Raw genomic sequence first — 7,630 nt, 5'->3', positions numbered from 1 at the left:
TTCGCTGAACAGCGGGGACAATGGTCTGTCAACTTACGGCTGGGCATCGCCACGAAGGAACCTTTTGTTCCCTGGATGATCTTCAGATCACGGACGACGAAGCTACCGTCAAACGTCAGCGAACAAAATGCCTGCAAACGTTCATTAGGATCGTTCATCAATTTGATGCGAATCTCGGTGATTTCCACAGATCGTCTCCTTAACTCACTACGAACTCACTGCGTGCAGCTCCTGACAACGTAAACCCAGGGAATGCCAGAAGCTTTCAAGCGAGCTGCCATCGATCTGGCATGTCGGGACGAGGAACAAATCCCAAAATAGGACGTGCCACTTCCGGTCATCTGATGGGCGAAAACAGGTAGTTTGTTAAATAGGTTTCGTAAGTGTTGAACGTCTTCGTTCAAGAGCTCTGCTGGTGACTGCAGATCATTGTGCAACAATCGCACCATGTGGTGAGACTGTGATTGCGGGAGAGTCCGAACAAATTCCTCGACCGTCGTTTGGGTGCGTCCCGGTTCACACTGCTTGAACACCGCTGGGGTGGACAGACCTGACGCCGGTTTGGCAACGACAAAGTGTTGGCTGACTGGGGCTTGCAGCGGATCGACACGTTCGCCCCGTCCGCGGCAAACCGCCGTCGCAGTCTTTCCGACGAAGAACCCGACGTCACTGCCGAGTTTGGCGGCAAGCTGAAAAAGCTCGTCCTGTGTCAGCGAAATATTCCAAAGGCGGCTCAGTCCTTTGAGTGTTGTGGCTGCATCGCTTGAGCCACCTCCCAATCCCGCTTCGGACGGAATTCTCTTGATTAAGGTAATTTCTGCCCCTGCCGCTACTTTCGCGTAATCTTTGAGCAGCGTTGCTGCACGGATCACCAGGTTGTTGGGGCCCGTTGGGAGCGTCGGTTGAGGCGGGGCGTGTTGGTCACGTGCAGCACCCATGACGATCTTCAAAGTGACGTCTGACGAGTCGTTTGCTTTGAAGACGAGGGTGTCGTACAGGTTGATCGCTGTCATCACGGTTTCCAGATCGTGGAAACCATCTTCCCTGCGCCGCACCACGCGCAAGAAAAGATTCAGTTTTGCGGGGGCCCGCATCGTAAGAGAACAAGCTGTAGGCTGGCAGAGCATTCTGGTCACATCCTGTTGACCCGCCCGACCTGCGTTAGTTGATCATGTTGAGCGGAGACTTGTCGAGTCCCCTGGCAATCAACGGACGAAGGGATATTTACCAATTGACGATTCATCGAACGATGAGATCGTGTCTCAAGTCAAAAATCGATGGTAGACCGACTTGTCAAGTCAGTCAAGATGAGTTTAAAGCATCTCAAATCCGGGCGAACCAGCCGAGGCTTGGGGCCTATTCGGGATTCTGGAGTTCGTCCAGGCGGCGGATCGTCTGCTGCAGCAGTTGAGGCAGGCCTTTGCCCGAGACGGAGGAGATCTTCAGAACAGGGCGACCAATCCGTTCTTCCAGCAGTTCTGCTGCGGCATCCGCATCCTCAAGTTCCCCCTTGGTGATGCAGATAATTTCGGGTCGAGAGGCCAGTTCTTCGTCATACAGCCGCAGTTCTTCACGGATCGCCAGATAGTTCTCGATCGGATCTGTCTGGTCATCCGGAGAGGGTTCGACCAGATGGATGAACATCTTGGTTCGTTCCACGTGCTTCAGAAATTCGTGGCCGAGTCCCACGCCGGCGTGAGCCCCTTCGATCAATCCCGGAATGTCAGCCATCACAAATTGACGTTCCTGGCCAACCCGGACGATGCCCAGATTGGGGTACTTCGTTGTGAACGGATAATTTGCAATTTCGGGGTTTGCCCGCGATAGACGACTCAACAGAGTTGATTTACCCGCATTGGGTTTGCCAATCAGACCGACGTCCGCGATGACCTTCAGTTCCAGAATGACGTCGCGGCTTTCACCCGGTTCGCCGGGGCCGAATTCGCGGGGGACGCGGTTGGTCGATGAAGTGAAGCGAGCGTTTCCTTTGCCCCCATCGCCCGCTCGCGCGATAACGACACGGTCTCCGTGCTCGACAAGATCCTTGAGGATGAAATCTCTCTTTGCGTCGCGCAGGATCGTGCCTGGCGGAACGCGGATCACCGTTTCAGCACCCGATTTGCCTGCTTTCAGGGTCGGCTGGCCTGGATGTCCGTTTTCTGCATGCCAGTGTCTCACCCCGACGAGATGGACAAGGCTGCTGACGTTCTCATCCGCTTCGATGACAACGTCCCCTCCCCTGCCACCGTCGCCACCGTCCGGGCCACCGCGCGGAATATGAGCCTCTCGCCGGAAGCTGCATGCACCCGGACCGCCGTCACCCGCTTTACAGAATATGCTGACTTGATCTACGAACATGTTGGTATTCTAGCGGTACGTCCGTCCGCTTAGTAGTGACTAAAAGCTTGCAATCCAAAGGCCCATCGGCGTTACGCCGGGCTCGTTACAGTAACTTAACTGACTCTGGATTGTGATGAGGGGCCACGAAGAGGTTTCCGCGCCCGCCGAACCCGAAGTCCCAAACTATTTCATTCGTCCACTTTGGAAGTGACTTCGGAACAGACCTGTATCATCGATCCTGCGGCCGTTGAGGTTCACAAATTGTGGAGATTCCTCAATACGCGGAAAAGTCGGTTCGTATTCGGGTCGACATGTCCTGGCCTTTCTTCACGACGGGATGCCGCATTTCAGAACCAGTTTCGTCAGTTCGGGAACACAATTGTAGCGGACGGGTTCACGACCGCTGATCCCGCGCGACACATACATCAGCGTCGGGTCAATCCAGAACACGCCTGAAGCATAGCGGCAGCCGAACCGACTGGGTGAATAGACCGGTCCTAGAATCGGCAGGCGGATCTGGCCTCCGTGCGTGTGACCTGCCAGCATCAGGTCGATCCCCTGCTCCGTCGCCCAGGTAATGTTATCAGGTGTGTGGCTGAGCAAGATACGGAAGTGCGAGGGGTCCACCTGGCTCAGGTCAGGATGCGTACCCATCCACGGGGTCTCGTCACCAGCCAGAATCAGCGGACGGGCCTTTTCGGGTGATCTCAGCTCAATGCACTGGCTGGCCAGATCAATCCAGCCCTGCCGCTGCAGTTCCGCACGGATTCGCTCGGCCCCGACCAGCCAGTCGTGGTTGCCCAGAATAAAGTACTTGCCCAGGGGGGCGCGAAGTCGACCAAACGTGGAGGGAAGCCAGTCGAGGGTGGAAAGATCGTCCAGCAGGTCTCCCGTGAACAGGATGACGTCAGGCTTCAGTCCATTTGCTTCTTCGCACACTCCCTCGAAGTAAGTCCGTTTGACCCCGCCCAGGAAATGGGTGTCCGCCAGATGCAGAATCGAGAGTCCGTCCCATTCGAGGGGAAGTCGTGGCAGGGTGTACGTTTTTGTGCTGACTTCCAGCGTGAATTGCTCATTCCCGGGTAGCAGCGCGATTCCCCGCATCGGCTTTTGTCCCACCAGTGCGTGGTGCCAGTGTTCCGCCGCAGCGGCGTCGCCCGAAGCAGTCGCGGGACCAGGGAATTTCGTGCGGAAATCAAGGATGCAGGTCTCTGACGAGATCTCGCACCGCGGTGGTTGATACAGTTGGAACTTCAATGTCGATCGGACGAGAAATACGAATCCCAGGCATCCCAGCGCGACCAATCCCGCTTCCCAGAGGTTCAGAGACTGCCAGTGGAATTGGCCGAGACTGGTGGTGCGATTCCCCAGACTGAGGGTCAACACGAGGGGATAGAGTGGAATGCTCAGCAGTTGGGGAACTTCGACCAGAACCTGTGTTCGTTTTGATCGAGGGGTCGCCAGAAAGCGGTTCAGCCCCGCAGTCGACAGTTTGGCAAATCCAGCCGACAGCAGCGTTAGCACGCCCAGCGACATCCAGGTCATTCGAATTCCTTAACCGGCTTATCATTGCGACTCAGTGGATTCGACGGGCTCCAGATCGGCGGCGAACTGAAGCGCCGCCAGTTTCGCGTACTCGCCCCCCTCTCGCAGAAGCTCTTCGTGCGTCCCTGATTCAACGATTCGTCCTTGATGGAGAACATGGATTCGATCCGCGTGCCGAACGGAACTGATACGACTGGAAACCAGGATTGTCGTTCGGCCCGCTCCCGCCGTCTGGATGGCCTCTTGAATTTCGTGCTCGGTTTCTGCATCGACCGCAGCAGTTGCATCATCGAGCATGAGGATCGGAGGGTCAAGAAGGAGTGCCCGTGCGATGGCCAGTCGTTGCCGTTGGCCTCCTGAAAGGTTTGAGCCGTGCTCGCCGACCAGACTTTGGTATCCGTGCGGCAATTCTGCGATGAAGTCCGCAGCGGATGCGAGTTGCGCTGCACGCTCTACATCGGTCAAGTCGGCCCCTGGTCGACCAAAGGCAATATTGGCAGCGACAGTATTACTGAACAGGAAGCTCTCCTGGAACACGATTCCGATGTTCCGACGCAAATCCTGTAAGTCGAGTTCCCGGACATCCACTCCGTCGACCAAGACCCGTCCCGAGGTCGTGTCATAAAATCGGGCAATCAACTGCAGCAGTGTTGTCTTGCCTGCACCGGTCTCACCCACGATTCCCACGCATTCACCCGGATGAATCGTCAGGTTGATTTGGTCGAGAACAGGAACGGGATTGTCCTGAGGGGTTTCCGCTTCTGGATTGAGCGAGGTCCCGAGTTGGATATCGATGTCAGGGCGGTGGTAGGTGAAGCTGGCGTTTTCGAACGTGACTTCACCCCTTGCTCGCGCCAGGGGGACGGGATCAGGGAGGCTCTCGATTTCGATCGGGGCATCGAGGATGGCGAATACACGGTCCGCGCCTGTCAGGCTGCTTTGGATACTGTTGGCGATGTTGATGATCTGGCCGACCTGATTGGCAAACTCATTGATCAGGTTTGCGAACACGAAAAAGCCTGCTCCCAGCGGCAGTTCTCCGCGGATCACCAGCATTCCTCCGTACCCGATCAAGATCAATTGATTGACTTGAGTCAGCAGACCCATGACAGGCTGGTAGAGGCTGAGGCTCCAGAAGATATCAAATTTCTGATCACGCAGCTCACGATTCGCTTGGCGAAACCGCTCGATTTCGTCGTCCTCGCGGGCAAATCCTTTGACGACCTGAATGCCCTGCACGTTCTCCGAAAGGCGCAGGACCATAGTGTCGCCGAGTTCGCTACTGCGCTGGTACAGGGGACGAACTTTTCGGGAAAACCAGACCGAACCCACGTACAGCAGGGGAGACGTCAGCAGGCATGCAAGGGCGAGTGTCACATGCACCGACAGCATGTAGGCGAGATAGAAGGCCAGCGTCAGGGCCACGGTGAGGATCTTCAGAATAACACCGTCGATGAAGCTGCGAACCGATTGGACGTCTCCGGCGACGCGATTGATTAACGAGCTGCTGTCATGGGCATCGAAGAATCGGAAGCTTAATCGCTGCAGCTTGTCATAAACGTCGGTTCTCAACTGAACGACGATTGCGTGGCTGAGGGCTGCCCCGGCGACGGCCGTGAAGAACTTCAGTGCGGCCTGGACCGCTGCCATCCCCAGCACGAGTCCGGCGACAAGAAACACGACCGACATCGGGGTCCAGTCGCTGGGGGGCTGGAAGCCCAAGGGCCACTGGACAGGGGGGCTGCCGGGCTCCAGAGCGTTCCGCAGGACGTCAATCCCCAAGCCAGTGAAGCCTAGTCCGGCCAGGTTCAGTCCAACCAGCAACAGGTTGAGTGTCAGTACATAGACCGACATCACACGGTGTTTCCAGCCAAGCAACAGCATCCGCTGTATCAGAGACCAGTTGGATGCGCTCGACACACGAGGTGGTGGGGAAACAGCACGCACAGACATCGACTTCGCACGAGGACGAGATTCTGCAATCGACACAGGTCCAAAGATGAATGATGCAACACGGAAGTGCAAGCCGCTCCCCGCCGCACACGTCAATCGGCCGATGATTGAGGTCAGGCAGTGAGCGTGGCAATGCCGCTCGAAGGTGTTGCCGAGCGATCATCAACATCCCTGGAATGAGCTTGAGAACCGCGAATTGGCGGCTCGTTTCGCAACTTTCGTCAGAACAGAATGCGCGACTGGCGGGTTTATGTTATAGTGCACAAACAGGAGAAACGTGGGCTTTCGAGGAGTTTGGTGGATGAGTTCGATTTCCGCTGGTATGAGACAACTGCACAGATTACGCATTAAACTGCGCGAGATTTCCGATCAGTTGGAAAGAGGCCCCCGTAAAATCGCGGCTCGCAAGCAACTCATTGAGAAGAAAAAAGAAGAGATCGAAGCCCAGCGCAACAAGCTGAAGCAGATGAAGCTGGCCGCCGACCAGAAGAACCTGCAGCTTAAATCCAGTGAAGGACGGATCTACGATCTCTCTGGAAAGCTCAACGCCGCCGCGAGTAACCGCGAATACGAAGCGCTTCGCTCACAGATTGCTGCTGATACGATGGCCAAGAGCGTTCTTGAAGACGAAATTCTGGAAGCGCTCGATAAGGTCGACGTCATCCAGATGGAAATCAAAAAAGCCGAGTCGGACATCACGACCATCGAGTCCGAGCTTCAGACGCTGGTTCAGGAGGTCAATTCCAAGGAAGCGGGTTTGAAAGAACAAGCCGCTGCTTTGGAGGTGGAAATTGCTCAGGCTGAAGAAATCCTCCCCCCTGATATTGTTCCACAGTATCGGCGTCTCGTTCAGGCCTACGGGGCCGATGCGCTGGCTCCGGTTGTTAACAAGTCCTGCAGCGAGTGTTACGTGTCACTCACAGCCCAGGTCTATCTTGAACTGCGAGCAGGTCGGGTTCGGTTTTGTACTTGTGGCCGTCTGATGTACGTCGCAGAAGAAGAGTAAGGCGCGGACGAGCCGTTGAGTTGCCCCTCCTGATGCAACTCTTGGGCTCTCGTTCTTCCGATCTGAGGCATGACGCGCTTTGTATGTGCTCGATTGACCTCAGTGGGGCTGCTGCTGCATCGCGCCAAGACGTGGCACTGTGCCACGCACGCTGTTAAGACCCCGCAGCGAGGGTGTGGCTTTATCGCAACATTGACATCAGTCGCTGTGGTGAAATTACCACAGCGGTCGGTACTGCTCCCGTCTCGGCAGGATTTGTATCGATCGCAAACCCTTCGGTGTCAGTTGTTTGCGATTCGAGTTTCAGGGAAGGTGGGTTCATTTCAGGTCCTCGGTCCAGTCTTTGCGATTAGTGGTGATCGTACCCGGAAGCATCGCTTTCGGAGTTGGCGTTCGTTCCACTCGTGACAGGACAAGGCTTTCATGGCAGTTCAGCGGCGCTTTAAACGGATGCTGATCGATGTTCGGGATGAGTTCTACCTTCTGCAGCTTGGCGAGATGGAGATCTGGGACGGTGCTGACCTCGCGCTGCTTCGCGAAGGGCTGTTTCGCTTGATTCACGATGAGCGTTGTGAGTCGATTGCGATCGACATGCAGTATGTCAAATACATTCCCAGCGGGTTCTTCGGAATGCTGTTTGACTGGCAGGAGAAGTGTGGAACCTGGTTCGCCCTGACGTCTCCACAGCCTAATGTGCAAAGAATGCTGTGGTTCCGACAATTCTTTAAATTAAACAGCGACGGCGTCTACGAGATGATGTCGGAGCCGCAGGAGTCGCTGCTTCCT

General features: G+C 55.9%; 7 protein-coding genes. 2 read left to right on the top strand and 5 right to left on the bottom strand.

The features are described 5' to 3' along the window. From VGE80_RS11595 to VGE80_RS11575, 5 genes are all read right to left on the bottom strand, one after another. On the bottom strand, positions 1-188 hold a 188-nt coding region (locus VGE80_RS11595), incomplete at its 3' end, for a SpoVG family protein (protein WP_440592782.1). Positions 189-215: 27 nt separating this feature from the next. After that, entirely contained in the window at positions 216-1,094 is an 879-nt protein-coding gene (gene ispE, locus VGE80_RS11590) for a 4-(cytidine 5'-diphospho)-2-C-methyl-D-erythritol kinase (protein ID WP_440592783.1), read from the bottom strand. Between the two features lie 262 nt (positions 1,095-1,356). Further along, positions 1,357-2,358 carry a GTPase ObgE gene (obgE, locus tag VGE80_RS11585; RefSeq protein WP_373649829.1) on the bottom strand — a complete coding sequence of 334 codons (1,002 nt, stop codon included), beginning with the start codon at positions 2,356-2,358 and terminating at the stop codon, positions 1,357-1,359. A gap of 309 nt (positions 2,359-2,667) precedes the next feature. Continuing rightward, positions 2,668-3,885 (bottom strand): metallophosphoesterase, encoded by a 1,218-nt coding sequence (locus VGE80_RS11580; RefSeq protein ID WP_373649830.1) that lies wholly within the window; start codon positions 3,883-3,885, stop codon positions 2,668-2,670. Positions 3,886-3,906: 21 nt separating this feature from the next. Then, complete coding sequence (locus VGE80_RS11575; RefSeq protein ID WP_440592781.1) at positions 3,907-5,769, bottom strand: ABC transporter ATP-binding protein; 1,863 nt, start codon at positions 5,767-5,769, stop codon at positions 3,907-3,909. Between the two features lie 370 nt (positions 5,770-6,139). On the opposite strand from VGE80_RS11575, the gene VGE80_RS11570 reads away from it, so the two are divergent. Together VGE80_RS11570 and VGE80_RS11565 are read left to right on the top strand one after the other, a co-directional pair. Next, the gene (locus tag VGE80_RS11570; RefSeq protein ID WP_440592780.1) at positions 6,140-6,844 is read left to right on the top strand and encodes a zinc ribbon domain-containing protein; all 705 of its coding nucleotides are present in this window, start codon (positions 6,140-6,142) and stop codon (positions 6,842-6,844) included. A gap of 423 nt (positions 6,845-7,267) precedes the next feature. Next, positions 7,268-7,630, top strand: a 363-nt coding sequence (locus VGE80_RS11565; protein WP_440592779.1) for an STAS domain-containing protein, incomplete at its 3' end; no start/stop codon positions are given.

Origin of the sequence: Schlesneria sp. (genome assembly GCF_036405755.1) — a bacterium.
GTDB lineage: Bacteria > Planctomycetota > Planctomycetia > Planctomycetales > Planctomycetaceae > Schlesneria > Schlesneria sphaerica.
The sequence above is the reverse complement of the archived record's forward strand: the minus strand, read 5'-3'. Positions and strand labels throughout refer to the sequence as shown.

What these genes read in the sequence shown, in the direction of transcription:
- ispE (WP_440592783.1), bottom strand. Translation starts at nt 1,094, where the DNA reads ATGCGGGCCCCCGCAAAACTGAATCTTTTCTTGCGCGTGGTGCGGCGC.
- obgE (WP_373649829.1), bottom strand. Translation starts at nt 2,358, where the DNA reads ATGTTCGTAGATCAAGTCAGCATATTCTGTAAAGCGGGTGACGGCGGT.
- VGE80_RS11580 (WP_373649830.1), bottom strand. Translation starts at nt 3,885, where the DNA reads ATGACCTGGATGTCGCTGGGCGTGCTAACGCTGCTGTCGGCTGGATTT.
- VGE80_RS11575 (WP_440592781.1), bottom strand. Translation starts at nt 5,769, where the DNA reads ATGCTGTTGCTTGGCTGGAAACACCGTGTGATGTCGGTCTATGTACTG.
- VGE80_RS11570 (WP_440592780.1), top strand. Translation starts at nt 6,140, where the DNA reads ATGAGTTCGATTTCCGCTGGTATGAGACAACTGCACAGATTACGCATT.